General features: G+C 42.5%; 19 protein-coding genes. 14 read left to right on the top strand and 5 right to left on the bottom strand.

Annotated features, from left to right (window positions below):
• Positions 1 to 18 precede the first annotated feature (18 nt).
• Positions 19 to 462 (top strand): hypothetical protein, encoded by a 444-nt coding sequence (locus tag ACFSJY_RS00550; protein ID WP_386030025.1) that lies wholly within the window; start codon positions 19 to 21, stop codon positions 460 to 462.
• A 91-nt stretch (positions 463 to 553) separates the two neighbouring features.
• Here the strand turns inward: ACFSJY_RS00550 and ACFSJY_RS00545 are convergent, their stop codons facing one another.
• The gene (locus tag ACFSJY_RS00545) at positions 554 to 1,171 is read right to left on the bottom strand and encodes a hypothetical protein (protein WP_386030023.1); all 618 of its coding nucleotides are present in this window, start codon (positions 1,169 to 1,171) and stop codon (positions 554 to 556) included.
• 305 nt (positions 1,172 to 1,476) lie between these two features.
• Between ACFSJY_RS00545 and ACFSJY_RS00540 the strand changes: the two genes are divergently transcribed.
• The 7 genes from ACFSJY_RS00540 to ACFSJY_RS00510 all read left to right on the top strand — a co-directional run bounded on the left by ACFSJY_RS00540 (position 1,477) and on the right by ACFSJY_RS00510 (position 7,593).
• Positions 1,477 to 2,250: a DUF3450 domain-containing protein gene (locus ACFSJY_RS00540; RefSeq protein ID WP_386030021.1), complete on the top strand. Its 774-nt coding sequence runs from the start codon at positions 1,477 to 1,479 to the stop codon at positions 2,248 to 2,250.
• 14 nt (positions 2,251 to 2,264) lie between these two features.
• Complete coding sequence (locus ACFSJY_RS00535) at positions 2,265 to 3,644, top strand: MotA/TolQ/ExbB proton channel family protein (protein ID WP_386030019.1); 1,380 nt, start codon at positions 2,265 to 2,267, stop codon at positions 3,642 to 3,644.
• A gap of 3 nt (positions 3,645 to 3,647) precedes the next feature.
• Positions 3,648 to 4,175: a MotA/TolQ/ExbB proton channel family protein gene (locus ACFSJY_RS00530; protein ID WP_386030017.1), complete on the top strand. Its 528-nt coding sequence runs from the start codon at positions 3,648 to 3,650 to the stop codon at positions 4,173 to 4,175.
• Positions 4,176 to 4,219: 44 nt separating this feature from the next.
• Positions 4,220 to 4,633, top strand: a complete 414-nt coding sequence (locus ACFSJY_RS00525; protein WP_386030015.1) for an ExbD/TolR family protein — start codon at positions 4,220 to 4,222, stop codon at positions 4,631 to 4,633.
• Positions 4,634 to 4,639: 6 nt separating this feature from the next.
• Entirely contained in the window at positions 4,640 to 5,260 is a 621-nt protein-coding gene (locus ACFSJY_RS00520; RefSeq protein WP_386030013.1) for an energy transducer TonB, read from the top strand.
• A 10-nt stretch (positions 5,261 to 5,270) separates the two neighbouring features.
• A complete protein-coding gene (locus ACFSJY_RS00515; protein ID WP_386030011.1) occupies positions 5,271 to 6,584 on the top strand; it encodes a tetratricopeptide repeat protein in 1,314 nt (437 codons plus the stop codon).
• 571 nt (positions 6,585 to 7,155) lie between these two features.
• Complete coding sequence (locus ACFSJY_RS00510; protein ID WP_386030009.1) at positions 7,156 to 7,593, top strand: hypothetical protein; 438 nt, start codon at positions 7,156 to 7,158, stop codon at positions 7,591 to 7,593.
• 529 nt (positions 7,594 to 8,122) lie between these two features.
• On the opposite strand, the gene ACFSJY_RS00505 is transcribed toward ACFSJY_RS00510, so the two are convergent.
• From ACFSJY_RS00505 to ACFSJY_RS00495, 3 genes are all read right to left on the bottom strand, one after another.
• Positions 8,123 to 9,406, bottom strand: coding sequence for an HlyC/CorC family transporter (locus tag ACFSJY_RS00505; RefSeq protein WP_386030007.1), 1,284 nt, complete (start codon positions 9,404 to 9,406; stop codon positions 8,123 to 8,125).
• A 77-nt stretch (positions 9,407 to 9,483) separates the two neighbouring features.
• Positions 9,484 to 10,284: a cytochrome C assembly family protein gene (locus tag ACFSJY_RS00500; protein WP_386030005.1), complete on the bottom strand. Its 801-nt coding sequence runs from the start codon at positions 10,282 to 10,284 to the stop codon at positions 9,484 to 9,486.
• A gap of 79 nt (positions 10,285 to 10,363) precedes the next feature.
• Entirely contained in the window at positions 10,364 to 11,449 is a 1,086-nt protein-coding gene (locus tag ACFSJY_RS00495) for an SO_0444 family Cu/Zn efflux transporter (protein WP_386030003.1), read from the bottom strand.
• A gap of 155 nt (positions 11,450 to 11,604) precedes the next feature.
• Between ACFSJY_RS00495 and ffh the strand changes: the two genes are divergently transcribed.
• The 3 genes from ffh (at position 11,605) to ACFSJY_RS00480 (ending at position 14,833) form a co-directional block, all read left to right on the top strand.
• Entirely contained in the window at positions 11,605 to 13,002 is a 1,398-nt protein-coding gene (gene ffh / locus ACFSJY_RS00490) for a signal recognition particle protein (protein ID WP_386030001.1), read from the top strand.
• Between the two features lie 223 nt (positions 13,003 to 13,225).
• On the top strand, positions 13,226 to 14,467 hold the full coding sequence (gene nhaD / locus ACFSJY_RS00485; protein WP_386029999.1) for a sodium:proton antiporter NhaD: 1,242 nt from the start codon (positions 13,226 to 13,228) through the stop codon (positions 14,465 to 14,467).
• Between the two features lie 132 nt (positions 14,468 to 14,599).
• Entirely contained in the window at positions 14,600 to 14,833 is a 234-nt protein-coding gene (locus ACFSJY_RS00480; protein ID WP_386029997.1) for a hypothetical protein, read from the top strand.
• 64 nt (positions 14,834 to 14,897) lie between these two features.
• On the opposite strand, the gene ACFSJY_RS00475 is transcribed toward ACFSJY_RS00480, so the two are convergent.
• Positions 14,898 to 16,592: a cytochrome-c peroxidase gene (locus ACFSJY_RS00475; protein WP_386029995.1), complete on the bottom strand. Its 1,695-nt coding sequence runs from the start codon at positions 16,590 to 16,592 to the stop codon at positions 14,898 to 14,900.
• Positions 16,593 to 16,883: 291 nt separating this feature from the next.
• Between ACFSJY_RS00475 and ACFSJY_RS00470 the strand changes: the two genes are divergently transcribed.
• The 3 genes from ACFSJY_RS00470 (at position 16,884) to rpsP (ending at position 19,388) form a co-directional block, all read left to right on the top strand.
• The gene (locus ACFSJY_RS00470; RefSeq protein WP_386029993.1) at positions 16,884 to 18,284 is read left to right on the top strand and encodes an ATP-binding protein; all 1,401 of its coding nucleotides are present in this window, start codon (positions 16,884 to 16,886) and stop codon (positions 18,282 to 18,284) included.
• A 37-nt stretch (positions 18,285 to 18,321) separates the two neighbouring features.
• Positions 18,322 to 18,990: a response regulator gene (locus tag ACFSJY_RS00465; protein ID WP_386029991.1), complete on the top strand. Its 669-nt coding sequence runs from the start codon at positions 18,322 to 18,324 to the stop codon at positions 18,988 to 18,990.
• Positions 18,991 to 19,139: 149 nt separating this feature from the next.
• Positions 19,140 to 19,388 carry a 30S ribosomal protein S16 gene (rpsP, locus tag ACFSJY_RS00460; protein ID WP_386029989.1) on the top strand — a complete coding sequence of 83 codons (249 nt, stop codon included), beginning with the start codon at positions 19,140 to 19,142 and terminating at the stop codon, positions 19,386 to 19,388.
• Positions 19,389 to 19,424: the final 36 nt, after the last annotated feature.

The raw sequence follows: 19,424 nt of genomic DNA, 5'->3' as shown, positions 1-19,424 counted from the left end.
GAGTTTCAAGGAAGATTTGTGAAAAATTTCTGGTTATTCATTCTTTATTTAGCATTGGCTGCTTCTTTCGCTACAAATGCATCAGACAATATAAAATGGGAGGGCGTAGCTGAAATCAATCATCATTCACTCGCCATGAAAGCAGGTGATTACATCAAATCAACTTTCCCTGAGCTGAAAAATGTTGAGATTAAACTAATTAAGGTTAATGCCAGTTATTCGTTTCAACACCAGCATTCCAATCTGAGTGTAATGTTTATGCACTCTGATTCACTTGTAGAGGGCTCGAGCCATAAAAGTACTGTTTATTTAGATGGTAATACCCAAGAAATTGAAATGAATATGATTCATTATATATTTGTAGATTTTGATGAAAATGGAGAAGCGATAAATCATCGAGTAGAGCAAGTTCCCTTTCACGGATCTCAAAAAGAGTTCGACAAAGAGTTCAAGAAACTCTGAAAAGTTACTTAAAAGGACGAAAAATGCTTGGCTTGTGCTTTTTCGTTGCAAATTTTAGCCAAGCATTTACCAGTACCATATTGAAGCGTTATCACGCCGCTACATTGTTCTCACAATTTAACTCTTCGCCTTGCTCTTCCATTTTTTCTGCTTGCTCTTTGATATCAATACCACTTAAAAACTTGAAGTAGCCGTCTTTAGTGTCGGTTTGTAAATATACATCAATCAGTAAGTCGCGCTCTGGCAGTGAGGTAGGTAAGCAAAAGTCGTCTAAGCCTATACCTAATGAACCGGTACCTTCTTTATCTTGCGCCTTGTGGGCGAGGATGATTTTCTGATTCTGTTGAAACTTTTTGGCGTCTTCTTCACTTAATGAAAGCACCGTAATTCGGTCTGTTGCTTTAATATCATCAAATAACACGCGAGCGCCTCGGTCGTTTTTACTAATTTGCACTAAAAAAGTGTCTTCAATATTGATAGTGCCGTCATCACTTTTGTAACCAAAGTTAATTTTTGCTGAGCCGTCTTTCACCTCTATTGTTTGGTCGGTTTTTATGGCCACTTTAATTTGCGCTGGATCGGTTGTCAGTGGGTTCATCTGGCTCATTTTGTACATGCCAACAAACGACATAGAAGAGCAGCCGACTAGGCCAAGAAAGAGCATTGAGGTGATGACAGAGAGAAGACGAATTTTCTTTAAAAAATCCATAAAGCATAGTCCTTTATTTCTGGGTTTATCAATATAGCGTTGAGCTGTTTGAGTACGTTTATTGTGCCTAAGTTCCATTAAGCTATTTAATTATTTAGCAATTTTTCAGTTTGCTGAGTTTTATGAATTTATTTTGATAAGTGTAAGAAAAACGTCACTTTTTTGTAATTTAATAAAGCTGAAACATTGCTGAAACTTATCTGTCACATTACAGACTTAAAATTTTGCCCATCTTAAATTGAGCTGTTTTTCTGTGCAAGTAAGCGCAGGGGAATGCTATTTATTAAATTACTTAAGGTTCACTTATGAAATTGTCAAAACTGGCGCAAGCTGGGCTGTTTTTCGGCATGACCACAGTAGCATCAAACGCTGCTTTTGCTCAGGCAGATGAGCAACTTGAGCAAGTTGTTCAAGCTGGTCAAGAAATTAATCAGTCTGCGGGCAAGTCTCAGAAAAAAATCGATAAAATTGCAGACCAAATCCAAAGCAAACTTCAACAATTTAAAGGCGTTAATAAAGAAATTGACGGCTTAGAAGTTTACAACGGCCAAATGCAAAAGCAGATTGACAACCAGTTGCAAGAGTTAAATGACCTAGCAGTATCAATGGAGCAAGTGAGCATCATTGAACGTCAAATATCGCCATTAATGGCACGCATGATTGATACGCTAGAAGCGTTCGTAAGCTTAGACGTACCTTTCCTTCCTGAAGAGCGCAGCAAGCGCATTGCAAACCTAAAAAGCATGATGGAGCGAGCTGATATTGCTGCTTCTGAAAAGTTTCGTCGTGTATTAGAAGCGTACCAAGTTGAAGTGGATTACGGTCGCACAATTGAAGCGTATAGCGACATCTTAAACCTGAACGGTCAAGAAATGGATGTGGATTTCCTACGTATCGGTCGTGTCGCTTTTGTTTACCAAACGCGCGATGGCAACCATATGGGGGCTTGGAATACGCAAACAAATAGCTGGGATGAATTAGATGCTAGCTACCGTACTGACATTAACAAAGCATTACGTATCGCACGTAAGCAATTGGCACCAGACTTAGTTGTTGTGCCAGTTAACGCAACAGAATAATGAGAGACCATTCCGTGAAAAAGCAAATTTCTACTTTTATCGCTGCTGTTACGTTAACGTCTTCAGCTGTGTTTTCACTGGCAGCTTCAAGCCAAGAAGCGGCAAACCTAGACCAACTACTTGACCAGCTTGCACAAGGTAAAGTGGCTCAATCTCAGCAAAACAAGCAACGTGAAGCAGACTTCATGGCGCGTAAGTCTGAGCAAGACAAATTGTTGGCTGATGCTATTCAACAGCGAGATGGTCAAATTGCGCTAAGTACGCAACTTGAGTCTCAATTCCAAGAGAATGAAATCGCATTGGGTAATCGCCAAGACGCATTAAATAAGCGCTTAGGTGAATTGAAAGAGCTATTTGGTGTACTTCAGCAAGTGGCTGGCGATACTAAAAGCAAATTCCAAAACTCTGTTATTTCGGCACAAATTCCAGGTCGTGAAGCTTTCTTAGATGAATTCGCTCAGTCAATGGGCTCGTCGTCTAAGCTTGCGTCAATTGAAGAAATTGAAAAAATTTGGTTCGAATTACAACGTGAAATGACAGAAAGTGCGAAGGTAACGCGCTTTGACCGTGAAGTGGTACTAGCAGATGGTAGCAAGCAAAACGCAACAGTAACGCGTATTGGTAGCTTCAACTTAGTCGCCAATGGCAAGTACTTAGAGTTCATCAGCGAAACAGGTAGTGTTGCTGAATTGATTCGTCAGCCTTCTGGTCGCTACTTGGGTTCTGCTCAAGAAATGACGAACGCAAGTAACCAACAAGTTGCGTTTGCACTTGACCCAACCGGTGGCTCAATTTTAAGCCTATTGGTACAAGCACCAGATACACAAGAGCGTGTTGACCAAGGTGGCCCTGTAGGTTACGTCATCCTGGGTATTGGCTTAATTGGCCTGCTTATCGCACTTGAGCGCTTCGTTGCACTGTTCTTGGTGGGTAACAAAGTTAACCGTCAGTTGAAAGCCTCTGCGCCTTCTAACGACAACCCACTTGGCCGTGTATTAATGGCAAAAGAAGAGTTCAAGAACGTTGACGTTGAAACGCTAGAGTTAAAACTTTCAGAGCGTATTTTGAAAGAAGTACCTCAACTGACTTCACGCTTAACCATTATCAAGATTATTTCTGTTGTTGCACCGCTTATCGGTCTACTAGGTACAGTAACGGGTATGATTAACACCTTCCAAGCTATTACGCTTTTCGGTACAGGTGACCCTAAATTAATGGCCGGTGGTATCTCTCAAGCACTTGTCACTACGGTTCTAGGTCTTGTAGTGGCGATTCCAATGGTCTTTATCTTTACCTTATTAAATACGCGCAGCCGCGGCATCATCAACGTGTTGCAACAGCAAAGTGCGGGCATTGTTGCTGAACGTGCCGAACAAGTAGAGAAAGGAGCATAAACCATGATCATATTCATCGAAATGATGAATAGCATCCGTGAGTTTATCGATACGGGCGGCCAAGTATTGGCCGTCATTGCAGGCGTCATTTGCTTAATGTGGTTATTGATTTTCGAACGTTTAGTCTTTTTCCTAAAAAGCTACAACGGCATAAAAACATCGATCATCGATAGCTGGAATGCGCGTTCTGATCGCAGTTCATGGAACGCAGAGCAAATTCGCATTGCCCAAGTATCGCGTGCAACCAACATGCTTAATCACAACGTTGCATTGATTCAGAGCCTGGTAGTGTTATGTCCTCTATTAGGTCTACTTGGAACGGTTACCGGCATGATTCAAGTATTTGATGTCATGGCAATCTCAGGTAGCGGTAACGCGCGCTCAATGGCGTCTGGTGTATCACGCGCAACCATCCCAACAATGGCAGGCATGGTAGGTTCACTTTCAGGTGTATTCGTCGTGACTTGGTTACAACGTAAAACCAAGCGCAGAACTGAACAGTTAGAAGATTCATTGGTGCTACAACACTAATGCCAAGGCATTAAGCACACAAATAAAAGAGTAGGAAGGCAAGTATGCGTTCTCAATTAGCAAAAGTTTTACAAGAGCAAGAAGAAGCTGAAGAAATTAACATGACGCCAATGCTGGATGTTGTTTTCATTCTTCTTATTTTCTTCATCGTTACAGCCTCTTTCGTGAAAGAAGCGGGTATTGAAGTTAACCGTCCAGAAGCTGCTACGGCAGTGAAGAAAGAGCGCGCCAACATCTTAGTGGCGATTAGCGACAAGGGTGAAATCTGGATCAACAAACGTCGTGTTGATGTGCGTGCAGTACAGGCCAACATCGAGCGCTTAAAAGCTGAGAATCCTCAGGGTACTGTTGTTATTCAAGCAGATAAGAAAGCGACAACAGATGTGCTAATCAAGGTAATGGATTCTGCGCGTGCAGCGGGCGTATTTGACGTGTCAATCGCAGCGCAAGAGGCATAAGCTACCATGAATAATTCGTTAGCTCGTTATGGTTTAGCACTAGGTTTAGCGGTTAGCGTTACCTTTGTGCTGCTATGGAGCATGCAAATGTTAATCACGGGTGGCAAAAACGCACTGACTGAGCCGCCACGTGGCAACGTGCTTGACTTCATTCGTTTGAAGCAAGAAGAAGTGGTTCAAAAGAAAGAGCGAAAGCCGCAAAAACCACCTAAACCAGAAACACCACCGCCGCCAATGCAGCAGCCGCAGATGCAACAGGCGAACCCTAATGCAGATGCTGTGAGCACGTCGTTTACTGCAGACGTGTCTGCAGATACCGGCCTTGCGGGTGGATTGAGTTTAGACAGCGGTGACGGCGACTATTTACCCATTGTGAAAGTGGCGCCAATTTACCCTCGACGCGCACAATCACGTGGCATTGAAGGCTACGTTATTGTGGAGTTTACGGTAACCACTAACGGTTCAGTAAGAGATCCAATTGTTGTCGAAGCTAAGCCAGAAGATATCTTCAACCGTGCTGCCATTGATGCCGCAATGAAGTTTAAGTACAAGCCACGTGTTGTTGACGGTACACCAACAGAAGTTGCAGGTGTTCAGAACAAAATTACGTTTGAGATAGATGGTTAGGAGCAGAAAAATGGCAAAGTCCCTTTTTAAATCTAGGCTACTGTTATCGCTTATTGCTGCGGGTGTGTTGTATGGCGCACCGCTAGTAGCGCCTGATATGTTTGGTACAGCTAAAGCCGTAGCTGCCGAACCGACAAAGCGAGAAGCTAAACGTGTTCCAGCCATGCGCAACCGCGTTTATCAGCAGCTTGCGCGAGCGCAACAGCTTGCCGATGCTGGTGATAAGGCTGCTGGCTTTGAAGTATTGAAAGAAGTAGAAGGTCGTATTGACCAACTTAACAGTTATGAAAAAGCAATGCTTTGGAATTTCTATGGTTTCATGTACTACGGCAATGATGATTTGGCAAACGCCATCAACAGTTTTGAAAACGTTATTGCGCAAGAAGCCATTCCTGAGAGTTTATTTCTTTCAACGGTATACTCTCTAGCGCAGCTTGCAATGCAACAGCAAGATTACGCGAAAGCACTTACGTTTTTGAAGCAATGGCAGGTCAATAACCCGAAAGAGCTAAAGGGTAGCCAACACATCCTTTTTGCACAGGTGTATTACCAAGACAGAAAGTTTGCTGACGCGTTAACGCACATCAACAAAGCGATTGAATTAGTGCGTGCTGAAAATGGTAATCCAAAAGAAAACTGGCTTATTCTTCAACGCGCTTCTTACTATGAATTAAAGCAACCCAAAAAAGTCACAGAAGTGATGGAAGAGTTGGTTCGTTTATACCAAAAGCCTGAATACTGGATTCAACTAGCGGGTATGTATGGCGAGATTGGAGAAGAGAAGAAACAGCTTGGTGCGATGGAAACTGCATGGCAAGCAGGTTACGTGACTAAGTCGTCTGACATTATTATGTTGGCTCAGCTATACCTCTTTAATCAGTTGCCATATAAAGCTGCTAAGCTTTTAGACGATGCTATTGAGCAGGGGATTGTAGTTGCTGATGAGAAGCGTATTCAGTTAATGGCACAAGCTTACGTGATGGCAAAAGAGGACGCAAAGGCTATTCCCGTCCTTATTAAAGGTGCTGAAATTGCTGACAGTGGCAAATTTGATGAGCAGCTTGCCCAAGCTTACCTGAACACTGAGAAGTGGCAGAAGTCGATAGATTCGGCAAACACTGCCATTGAACGTGGCGGTTTAGATAACGAAGGTAATATGCACTTAGCCCTCGGTATGTCTTACTTCAACTTAGGCGATTTTGATAGCGCATTGAAAGCGTTTGAGAACGCTGCAGGTTTTAAGAAGGTAGCTAAAACTGCAAAGCAGTGGACTAACTACGTGAAGAAAGAACGTGATCACCAACTGCGCTTAGCAATGAATTAGTTAAATCTATTAAGTGAGAAGGCCGCAATAGCGGCCTTTTTTGTACGTGCTACATAAGTAATCCGTCACTGTTATATCGCTATTGAGAGAACACAGGTAACTTGGCCAACATAATCTGTGTTCCATTCCTCCTTCTAACATAGTGTCTAGAGCGCCTCTGTACCAAAACTATTGTTGATAGTGTCATCTCGTTCAGTCCCTTACTTAAGTACTAAGCAACTCTCGTTCACTCATAAATTCGTACTAAATGTTATTTGTGAAAGTAAATTACGGTTTTGCAAACGTATTCATTCTGCTGCAAACCTTGTTTTGTAGGCGTTTTTTATATTGGTAATGCTACGTAGGTCTGAGGGTCGGTATGTTGTAAAATAAATAAGTGGATATAAAACAATTATTTACGTGTTTTCTTTTTGTTTATGTAATTAAATTACAATAAATTGGTAACAATTCGGATGAATAAGCTCTTTATGAAATAAAATTACAAAATAAATTTACATTAGAGTTTAGACTCTATATACTAATCACCAATTCGAGAATACAAGTTTTTTTAAGTTATTAACTGAGGTGAGATATGAAAACTGCATTAGTTGCTGTATTAACATTGGCTGTTTCATTTGGTGCAAACGCGAACGTAAACAACGTGCAATTCAAAGCACTAGATGAAACTGTAGAAACTCAAGTATGTGTGGCTGCTGCACAAGAAGGTATTTCGGGTGCTAAGGCTATTGCAAGTGCACTAGGTGCTGACTTCTCTGAACTAAAGCGTCGCGTCGTATGTAACGACCAGTCATTATCACGCTTTGCTGCTAAATACACCGCACAACCTAAGGCTGCAGAAAAAGACGTCGTATTCAAGTTTGTTGCTGTAGACAATGCACCAGCTAGTCAAATTTGTAAGGAAGCGGTAGAAAACGGTTTTGCTGCAACAGAAAGCAAGTACAAAAACATCGACAATATCTATTGTAACGGGTTGTTGATTGAGCGCTTTGCTCGTAAACACAAAGCATAAGTTTTAGAGCTCTCCCCCCAACCTTTGAGCTTACCGGGCCCTGTCTAATGACAGGGCTTTTTTATGCCTAAAATTCAATGAATTTACGTATTCAGCTTTTAAACTTGATGCATTGGTTATTCGTTTAATTGCCGTTTTTTGTTTGAAATATTATCAGCTTTAGCTGCGAAATTAGTCGTAGATCTGGTAAACCACCGCTGTAATTTTCGACACATTAGTAGAGCAAAAAAATATGATATTTTTATGAAAAAAAGTTTGCAAAAATCCAAGGCGTTATTTTATTGGGGTAGCCATTGTTATCCACAGAAAATGTGGAAACTTGGATAACACCATTTGCTGTGGATAACTTTGTGGTCAAAATGCCGTATTCGACTAAATGTAACGTGTTAGAAACACATTATGTAAATATGATCAGTAGTTTGATTAAAGAAAATCCAATCGGTTATTTGGTGGGATCCATACATCGTCTAAAGCCTAGACAAAAAGGATAATAAATCAGCGGGTTATTAAGAGGGATGTCCAGAGCCCTTTAATCTTGCGGGCTCTGTTTAGTTAGGTGTTCAGGTACGATGCGTACTGTTTTGATCATGTTGTCGCTAACGTCGACGATCTCGACCGGATATCCAGCGATCATTACGCTTAATCTAGCTTGTGGAATATCTTCTAAATGCTCCACAATCAGTCCATTTAAGGTTTTAGGTCCATCTGTGGGTAAATCCCATGACATTTCTTTATTTAGGTCACGAATTGTCGCACTGCCATCGATAAGCACACTACCGTCAGGTTGCTCATGAACCTCATCAGAAGGGCTTGGTTCCATGGTCGTGGTAAAGTCGCCAACAACCTCCTCTAGGATGTCTTCCAATGTCACCAACCCTTGAATGTCACCGTATTCATCAACCACTAAACCTAAACGCTCTTTGGCGTGTTGGAACTTCAATAACTGAACATTTAACGGCGTGCCTTCAGGAATGAAATAAAGCTCTCGCACTGCACGAAGCAATGTCGCTTTGGTGAACTGGTTTTTCGATAGTAACCTGAGGGCATCACGCATATGGATGTAGCCAACCACGTCGTCAATGTTGTCGCGGTAAAGTAGTACACGCGTGTGCGTTGAGTGGGTTAACTTTTTCTGAATTCGTTTCCAGTCGTCATTGATATCAATGCCCACTAATTCATTACGTGGGATCATGATATCTTCAACTTTAATCCTTTCTAAATCGAGGATACCGACCAACATATTTTGATCGCGCTCTTCTAGCAACGCGCTAGACTCGTTAACAACGGTACGCAGTTCTTCGGTACTCAAGCTATGTTGTTCACGCTGCTCTGCGCTTAACCCGAGTAATTTCAGGAAGCCATTGGTAATAAAATTTACCATGACAACGAACGGTAATAACACTTTGAGCAATAGTGATAAAATGACTGAGCTTGGAAAAGCCACTTTCTCTGGGTATAACGCGGCAAGCGTTTTAGGCGTTACTTCTGCAAAAATAAGAACTACTAGCGTTAAACCAAATGTTGCGTAAACAACACCAACATCACCAAACAATCGAATACCAATGATGGTGGCGATAGCAGACGCTGCAATATTGACGAGGTTGTTGCCAATAAGAATAAGGCCGATTAAACGGTCTGGTCGATCAAGTAATTGACTAACACGCTTAGCGCCTCGATGTTTTTGCTTTGCTAAATGGCGAAGGCGATAACGGTTTATCGACATCATGCCAGTTTCTGAGCCAGAAAAATAAGCGGAAATAAATAACAGTATGCCTAGAATAATAAAAAGCATACTTGTAGAAATGCTGTCCAAAAAAGTAGGGTCCTTTGTTGCCTAACACGCTGATTCTAGCTTATTTGCTAGAAAACTGTTCAGTTATACCTGAAAAATTATCCGATGAGAAATTCTTTCACAAAACGGCTACCAAAATATGACAACGTCAGCAAACCTGTCGCGATAATGGTTAAAGTCATCACTTTGTGACCACGCCAGCCATTCTTGTAGTGGCCCCAAATGATCACAAGATAAACGGCCAATGCCATCAAGGAAAGTACGGTTTTGTGTGCATTAGCTTTACTGAAAAACGTATCTAGGAAAATAAAGCCTGTTATTTGAGAAGCTGCTAGCGCAATGGTACCGACACCTAAAATTAAAAATAGTTGATGTTCAACCTGCATCAATGGAGGCAATTGGTTTACCGCATTTAGCTGTTTAGATTTCAATTTCATGTTGATATACGCAACCTGAAAACTATACAGGCATGCAATTATCAGTACGCAATACGCTATCAGTGATAGTGTGATGTGGCTAATGACCATAGCTTTGTTGACAGCGAGTGGCATAAGCGCGACTTCAGGCAACAACATGGAAATAATCAACCAAATTCCGGCAAAGCCGTAAACTGCGGGTAACAGTAAATTTAATTTAAACTTCAGTGAAACGGAGGTAATCAATAAGGTGATGATGAGGCTAACCAAAGTGACGACGTTCGGTAAGTTAAAATTAACTTGCTCGTCACTGAATACTTGGTTGCCGGTCAACAAGGTATGAGGAATAATAGCAAAGCAAGCCAACATTAATACCAACAGTTGGTTAGGTCCTTGACTATCAAATAATTTTGTTAATATTGCTACCGTCGCCGTCAGATAACAAATCACCGCGAACAGGGTGCTAATATCAATAAAACTCACTTCTTTTCCTTGCGAATATCATTTGTCGGGCTCAGTTTATCAAAACCAAGCCTTGAAGCCACAATTCATTTACGTAATTTTAACTTATGACTTTTTGACGTAATGGCTTGATGGCAGCGACAAATAAAATCATCGCCGTCGATACGCTTAACCACATCGGCAAAATTTCATGGCTGTGGGCCATTTGGTGCGCTAAGTCAACCCCTAGCATTGCCACAATGGCGTCGAGCAAATAACCAAACCCAATGGCACAAAGGGAAATACCTAAGAGGTATCTCACGAGTACACTTGACCCCATTTCATTTTTGATGACACCAAGCGTTGAAATGTTGGTTGCGGGTCCCGCCATCATAAACACTAAGGCAGTACCTGGAGAAACACCTGCCATAATCAAACCTGCAGCAATAGGCGTTGAAGCTGTTGCACAGATATACATGGGAATAGAGATAGCAATCATAATTAGCATGGCAACCAGGCCACTGCCATGTTCGGTTAAAAATGAGGTGGGAATAAAGGTTTTGACCAGTGTTGCGAAAATTAGGCCTACCACCAACCACTTTATGATGTCATCGACAAGTTGAGTCAGTGAATACTTAACACCTGACCATGTTTTCGTCCAAAACGTATTTGATGGCTGTTTTTTGCTGGCACAACAGCTGGCTTTTTCTTCTTCCGAATTCTTTTCCAAGGCCTCATCTACCGCCGGTACTTTTGATGCACAACAGCTTGTCGATGGCTTAACATCAGTTGGGCTTTTTACGTCAGCGGTTTTTACTAAAAAGCCTGTTGCAATAGCCGACAGCACGGCGCTGATTGGTCGAAATATCGCAAAAATAGGACCTAACATGGCGTAAGAGACACTGATTGAGTCGATGCCGGTTTCTGGGGTAGACACTAAAAAGGAAGAAGTAGCTGGCGCTGAAGCACCACTTCGGCGAAGCTCTGTTGCAACGGGAATAACGCCACATGAGCACAGTGGCAGTGGTGCGCCAATAAAGGCCGCTTTTATAATGGCACCATTGCCGCTGCCAAGATGCTTAGACAAAATTTGAGAAGGTAGCCAGGCTTTCATTAGACCTGCGATTAATAGACCCATAAGCAGCCAAGGGCTGGCTTCAATAGTCAATTGAATAAAGTTTTCGACAAGAAGGCTTGCAACGTCCACGCTAATCCCAATATATCAGCTATATAGCGCCAGATTACCACAAGATATAGTCTGGTTGCTAAATGTAGAATTCGAGTTCGCTAGTTTTATTTAGTTGTTATACGCGTATAATGGCGAGCAGTTTGTAATATCCGCCTTTTTAGATAGAGATTTCCATGTTTGAGAATCTGTCAGATCGTTTAACCAAAACGCTCAAAAATATTAGCGGCCGCGGCCGTCTAACCGAAGACAATATCAAAGACACCCTACGTGAAGTACGTATGGCTTTATTAGAAGCTGACGTAGCATTGCCAGTCATTCGTGATTTTATTGCGAAAGTGAAAGAGCGTGCGGTAGGTCAGGAAGTCTCTAAAAGCTTAACGCCAGGTCAAGTATTCGTAAAAATTGTCCGCACCGAGCTGGAAACAGCAATGGGCGAGCAAAATGAAGCGCTGGATCTCAAAGCAACGCCACCAGCTGTTGTTTTGATGGCTGGTTTACAAGGTGCGGGTAAAACAACGTCTGTTGCTAAACTGTCTAAGTTCTTAAAAGAGCGCGAGAAGAAAAAAGTCCTCGTTGTGAGTGCTGACGTTTATCGTCCAGCTGCAATCAAGCAGCTAGAAACGCTTGCCAGTGAAGTAGGCGTAGAGTTTTTCCCGAGTGATATTAAGCAAAAACCGGTTGATATCGCTAATGCAGCTATTGATCACGCGAAGAAGCATTTCTTCGATGTATTGATTGTTGATACAGCTGGTCGTTTGCACGTTGATGAAGACATGATGGGCGAAATTCAGCAGCTTCACAGTGCTATTAACCCTGTTGAAACGTTATTCACCGTTGATGCAATGACAGGTCAAGATGCGGCAAATACTGCTAAAGCGTTTAATGATGCGTTGCCGCTAACGGGTGTTGTCCTAACCAAGACTGATGGTGATGCCCGCGGTGGTGCGGCACTTTCTATTCGTCATATCACGGGTAAACCAATTAAATTTATTGGTGTCGGTGAGAAAACAGATGCGCTTGAGCCGTTCCACCCTGATCGTATTGCCTCACGTATTCTTGGTATGGGTGACGTATTGTCACTTATCGAAGAAGTCGAACAAAAAGTTGATAAGCAAAAAGCTGAGAAGCTAGCGAAGAAAGTTAAATCGGGTAAAGGCTTTGATCTAGAAGACTTCCGTGAGCAGCTTGTGCAAATGAAAAACATGGGCGGCATGATGGGGTTGATGGATAAGTTGCCGGGTATGGGCAATATGTCTGATCAAATTAAAGGCCAAATGGATGACAAAGTGACTGTGCGCATGGAAGCTATTATCAATTCTATGACACCAGCTGAACGTGAACGCCCAGATATTATAAAAGGTTCTCGTAAGCGCCGTATTGCGGCAGGCTCTGGCACTCAAATTCAAGATGTGAATAAGTTGCTTAAGCAGTTCACGCAAATGCAGAAAATGATGAAGAAAATGTCGGGTAAAGGCGGCATGCAGAAAATGATGCGTAGCATGAAAGGTATGATGCCTCCTGGTGGTATGGGGGGCTTTGGCGGCGGTGGCGGCGGAATGTTCGGTCGCTAGTCAGTTGAGTCTTTCGTTAAAAAGCAGCATTTATTGCTGCTTTTTTTGTGCTTGGAAAAAGCTATAGCGTCTAACATTGCTTGTTATCAAGTTTTCCCTGAAAAGAATGTACTACACTTACCAGTGCTGCAATTGACAACAAAAATACTATGGTTCAATAGCTTATCAATGCTGCACTTGCTGAATTTTACGCATTACTCTATTTACATTTAACGGATATTTTATGGCGACGGTCATTCTCATACTCGCGGTTTTGGCACTTTTACTGGTTATCTTCGAAGATGTCATTCATATAAATAAAGCGGAAACAACGTTGTTTATTGGCACGTTATGCTGGCTAATCGCTTACTTGTTTCCTATCGATGCTGTAAACGCAGAGCATACTACTCATCAACTTAACGAGAACTTGTTAGAAATAGCGACACTTTGGCTATTTTTAACCGCAGCAATGACATTTGTTGCTTACCTCAATAGTAAGGGGTTTATCTCTAACCTCGTTCAACATTTATTGCCAAACTCAATGCATGAACGCAGTTTTATGTTTTTAATTGGACTGTTTGCTTTCTTATTTAGCTCTTTTGCCGACAATGTAACTTCAACGCTAGTAGCGGTAGCGGTGATTGTTTCTTTAGATTTGCCACCAAAGCAACGACTCAAATACGCGACATTAATCGTTTTTGCAGTAAACAGTGGCGGGGTGTCATTGATTACCGGGGATGTCACTACATTGATGATCTTCTTGGCTGGCAAAGTGAGCATTGCAGATTTGCTGTATTTAGTATTGCCCTCGCTTACGGCTGTAATGACGTTAGCGGCATTACTGTCGATTAATTTGAAAGGCCAGCTACACTTTTCTTCGACGCCAAAACCAATTGCTAAAAATGACAAAATTATTGCCGCAGTCTTTTTAACAACTATTTTATGCACGTTAGTGGGGAATGCTTTTTTCCAGATCCCGCCAGTACTAACGTTCCTATTCGGGTTAAGTTGTATGTTTTTAATTGGCCAGTATTTGGAGCACAGTGCTCATCCTGACGTATTGCATTACATCAGAGAAATAGAGTTTGAAACGCTACTGTTTTTCTTAGGCGTATTACTGATTGTTGGTATGTTGAAAGAAATTGGGGTATTAACCCAGCTAACCGAAATTTATAAAGTGCTGGATGTGAGCTTAGCCAATTATTTACTCGGTATGCTTTCTGCTATTTTAGATAATGTTCCGTTGACCGCTGCTTTACTGAAAGCTGATATCAACATGACCACCTCTAACTGGCTGGCGCTGACATACGCTACGGGCGTTGGCGGGTCACTGCTCATTATTGGTTCTGCGGCCGGTATTATTGCGATGAGTAAGGTTAAGGAGCTGACGTTTATGAGTTATCTGTCGATGGGGGGATATTTACTGGTTGCCTACTCACTTGGATATTGGTTGAGTTTTTTTACTGCCGAATACGCTTTGAGTTAATTGAATGTCCTGGCGATAAGTTCGAACCGTTAACGAAAATTAGTGCGGCTGTTACAAAACAACTACGTTTTTTTCGTTTTTAGCACCTATAGTTATCTTTATAATTGTGTGTTTTTTAGACGGGGCATCATAATGGTAGAAAAAGAGTTCATCAGTCAGGAAGAGCTTGATAGTTTACTGCACATTAATGAGTTCCTGGAGCAGAAAAAGGATGACTCTCTGGTGAGCGAAATCAAGCAGGCTATTCTTAATTCAGGTAAGTTAGAGCTGAAGCAATGGCAAGCGTTGCGCACTCAGATTCGAGAAATAGAGGAACTTATTCCTCATATTGAACTTATCATTAAGTTAAAACGCGAAGCAGGATAAAAAAGCCGCTGTGATATACAGCGGCTTTTTGTTTTACCTATACTTACAGTTGTTCAAATGGTCACTATAAAATTTGGTCCTCATCATTTGTTGCAATGAGAGGGTTATTATCTGGAAAGTTTGCCTCATCATCTTCATCAATAATCCAAGGATTCAAACACTCTCTATCTGTCGTACACGGATCGGTTAGCGCATGTAAAAAGGCTACAAGCTGCTCAACTTCTCGGCCGCTTAGGTTCGCGCCATCAAGCAGTGGCGATGTCGCCTCTTCTGCACCATCATTAGCACGTCTCAGGTGACGAGTAACTTGTCGTGAGTTTTGATATGCATCCGGATACAGGTCATGACAGCTTTTACCTGTTTTCTGTCCTATCGACGCTACCTGAGGTAACTCACAGAAAGGTGCGCTACCGTCTAACATGCCTTGAGCAGTCGTACTTCCGCGCTCGGCACCAAACAAACGATTTACCGCGCCTGTCGGGTTGTTATAGTGGCGGACAACTTCCTCAAGTGTTTGGTAGGCACCGCTGTGGCCGTATGGTGCTGATGTAGCGATATTTAACAGGCTCGGTGTTCTAAAGTGGAAACGATCAGCCTCGTCGCCCGTAACATTCTCTCGACCAAAGTCTTGACTTGTATTTGTTGAACTCTCGTTGCCTTTGCCTGGTCCCATTTGTGGGAAGGCCACTAAATGGTGTCGACCATCTGTGAAGGCAGGGCCATTGTGACAGAAAACACAACCAGCACCGCCATTTTGAGGAGCATTGAAAAACAGCAGTGCGCCTCGTTTCTGTTCATCAGTGATTGCATTAATGTCGCCTTGTAAATAACGTTGCCAAGGGCTCTCTACAAATACCATTGAACGCTCGTATTCGCCAATTGCGTGCGCGATTTGATCGAAGCTGCCCGTGAACTCTTCAAATACTTGTTCAAAAGCCACAGCCCAATTTGTCATAAACTCAGTTAATGAATTGTCAAAACGTTGAGCTAGACTGCTGCGTAAAGAGCTACCGTCTGCATCTGGTAGAAAACTACCGCGCATTTCTTCTACTGAGGTAACAGGAAATCTTGCTTGTGCCGCCGCTAGTGTTGCGCCATCGGGTAAGCTTGAATCTGGCAAACGCTCGCCTGTTCCCGTTATTTCTGAGTCTGGTGTAATAATGTCGCCAGATGGCGTTCTCTCGATACGGCTATCCCAAAATAGCCCTTGTGTTAATAACGCAATATTAAAAATTGTTGGTGCATTTCGTGGCACACTTGGCAAGTTGTCAGCATCTTCGCCGTTAAATCGCCCCTGTCCCAACACGTCATGTGCGTCAATATCATTAAAATTAACTGCACTAACACCAACAGGTAGCGACAGATCGTCAGCTCCGCCCAGTGTAGGATGGTGACAACTAACACAAGCAACGCTTTGCTCACCACCTAAATTTTTGGCAAAAAATAACTGTTTACCAAGTTGTGGAAGAGGGTCATTAATATCCGGTGCGGCAATTAAGTCAGTATTTATTGGTAACAGTGCTTGCGATGTGACTAGGGTTTGCAATGAATTTTCGAGTTCAGGATCAGGTTGAGGATCCGCGCGGCGACCTTGACGCTCATTTGGTTCCGAAGGCGGGTTTTGTGGTGATTGCTGATCTATCGGTCCGTTCGGTGCAGGCTGAGGAGCCGGCGGCGGTCCGGGAAACGCTAAAACATTGGTGCCCCATACAAGTAATCCAGATACTACGGCAGTTTTTACTAAACTATATGGACTCATGTGTTATCCCTCTTTTACTAGCTTATTCACATAGTAATCATAAAATGTGCAACAAATGCGGCTGAAATGTGCAAGAAATAAGGATGTTATGTTCTAAATTGCACACATGCTTGATTTCATATTCTCTATCTAGCCTAATATATTGACCTTTTTATTTTTCTTGTTGTCTGATTCTAGTTATGCGGTTGAGTTATGCGTCTTCGCACTAAAGCGTTTTTACTGATTTTTTTACTAAGTTGCATGCTACTGGGCTTTTTTGCCTTATTTACACAATGGAGTGTTTCGAAGGGCATGATCGAGTATGTAAATGCAAGAGAAAGCCAACAACTCAAACCTCTAATAGACGACTTAGCTGAGCTCTATCAAGAAGATAATTCTTGGTATGCATTAGAAGACAATCATCGTTACTTTAAACGTATATTACGAGAAACCTTGCAAGGCAGTGATTTTGCGTTGCCCATTAGGGAACCTCGTATGCGCAGGCCTCCAGAGGGAAGAGAAAGAGACCAAAACAAAGCTCGTGCAGAAGGCCGTCCTCCTCGTCCTTTTGGTGGAGTAAGACCAGGCCCTGCTAGAGGGCCGGACTCAGAGATGTCACCGAATCCAAATAATAAACCCGTTAGCTATGTCGTTGTCACTAAAGACAAAGAGTATGTAGTGGGTAGACGAACAGATAATCAAGAAATGCGATATAACCCAATCCGAGTTGGCGATGAAGTCGTTGGTTATCTAGGCGTCTCAAAGCGTATTGAGTTAACGCGTGGCTACGAACTGACTTTTATTGAGCAGCAGCAACAATTTTTATGGCTTGTGGGGGCGGTGTTACTGCTTCTTGCTGGTTTAATTGCGTTACCTATTGCGCGACATTTGCTTAACCCTGTTAAACATTTAACGCTGGGTATGCATGCGTTAACACAGGGTGACTACGAGCAAAAGCTTCCCACAACGCGTAAAGATGAATTGGGCCATTTAGCGCGAAATTTTAATGAGTTAGCAAACACCTTAAAAGAAAATAACCATGCAAGGCAGCGCTGGCTCGCCAATATTGCTCATGAACTTAGAACGCCAGTTGCCATATTAAAAGGTGAGCTAGAGGCAATGTTAGATGGTATAAGGCCATTCGATGCCAATAACGCGGATTCATTGCATCAGGAGATTTCGCATTTACAAAAGTTAATCGAAGATTTGCATGCATTAACCAGTGCTGACATTGGCGGTATGAACTATCGCAAAGCACATCTCGACCTTACTGAGTTGTTCGCTGGGCTAGAGAGTAAATACGGCAACTATTTGGCAAAACACAATATGCGCTTTTCTGTTGCTATTTGTGACCAAGCACTGCCTGTATACGGTGATGAAACACGTCTCAACCAATTAATAGAGAACTTATTGGGAAATGCGGCTAAATACGCGGGGGATGGCACGCGCGTTAATATCACAATCACCAAAGAGCATGGAGCCGCCAAAATTATGGTTGAAGACTCAGGACATGGCGTCGCCCCAGAGCACCTACCTTTACTTTTTGAACACTTATATCGCGTTGACAGCGCGAGAACCAATGTTAAACAAGGAACAGGACTAGGTTTGTCAATTTGTGCCCATATCGTAGAAGCTCATGAAGGCACCATTGAAGCGGCGCAAGCTTCTTTAGGTGGTCTTGCTGTTATCATTAGAATTCCTCTGTTAAAGTAACTTCAATTGAATTAACTGTATGTTGTAGCTGAGTTACATGGCGCATATTCTTGTTGTAGAAGACGAAGAAAAACTTTCCAATTTATTAAAAGACTACCTGATTGCTTCTGGCTTTGAAGTGAGTTGTATTCTGCGAGGCGATGAGGTTGAACCCTGGTTAGCAAAACATCATGCAGACGCTATGATTTTGGATGTAATGTTGCCAGGTAAAGATGGTATGGCGATATGCCGTGATATACGTCAGCACTCTGATATTCCTATCTTGATGGTAACGGCTCGCGTTGAAGAAATTGACCGTCTGTTGGGATTGGAGCTTGGGGCTGATGACTATATTTGCAAACCCTTTAGTCCGCGAGAAGTGGTGGCTCGGGTAAAAACAGTATTGCGTCGTATTGGCCCCAAAGAACAAGCGCCGGCAGAATTACTTGATATACAACGTATGACATTGACCTGTGATGATCAGCAAATTGTGCTAACAGCGGTAGAGTGTCAATTGCTCAAGCCTATGGTTGCAGAACCTGGGCGCATTTTCTCTAGACAGCAGTTGATGGACAGTATGTATCAAGATAATCGCGTGGTGAGTGATCGTACAATAGACAGTCATATTAAAAAGCTACGTAAAAAGCTTAATGACGCCAATGTGTTAGCGGTAGAAATACAATCGGTATACGGCGCGGGATATTGTGCCCACATTGCACGCACTTAATTGACCGCGATTCACCTTCAAGCCCTGTTTTTTACTTGCATTATCGCTAGAAAAGCGTAGAATACGCGAGCTTTTCTGTCCGTACGCTCGTCGTGTGTTCAGAAAGTGTCTGGAAATTTTCGTTTAACATTAAATATATAGAGGACGGTATGGTTACCATTCGTTTAGCTCGTGGTGGCGCGAAGAAGCGTCCATTCTATCAGGTTGTTGTTGCAGATAGCCGTAACTCTCGCGATGGTCGTTTCATCGAGAAAGTAGGTTTCTTCAACCCATCAGCTCAAGGTCAGTCTGAGAAATTACGCTTAGACCTAGACCGTATCAACCACTGGGTTGGTCAAGGCGCTGGTCTATCTGATCGTGTGGCTAAGTTAGTTAAAGACGCTCAAGCGGCTGCTTAATTGATTTAGTAAGTTTGGGGACAATGGGTGAGTGCA

The organism is Thalassotalea euphylliae (genome assembly GCF_042682785.1).
GTDB classification, from domain to species: Bacteria; Pseudomonadota; Gammaproteobacteria; order Enterobacterales; family Alteromonadaceae; genus Thalassotalea_F; species Thalassotalea_F euphylliae.
This window is presented reverse-complemented; position numbering and strand designations above follow the sequence as displayed.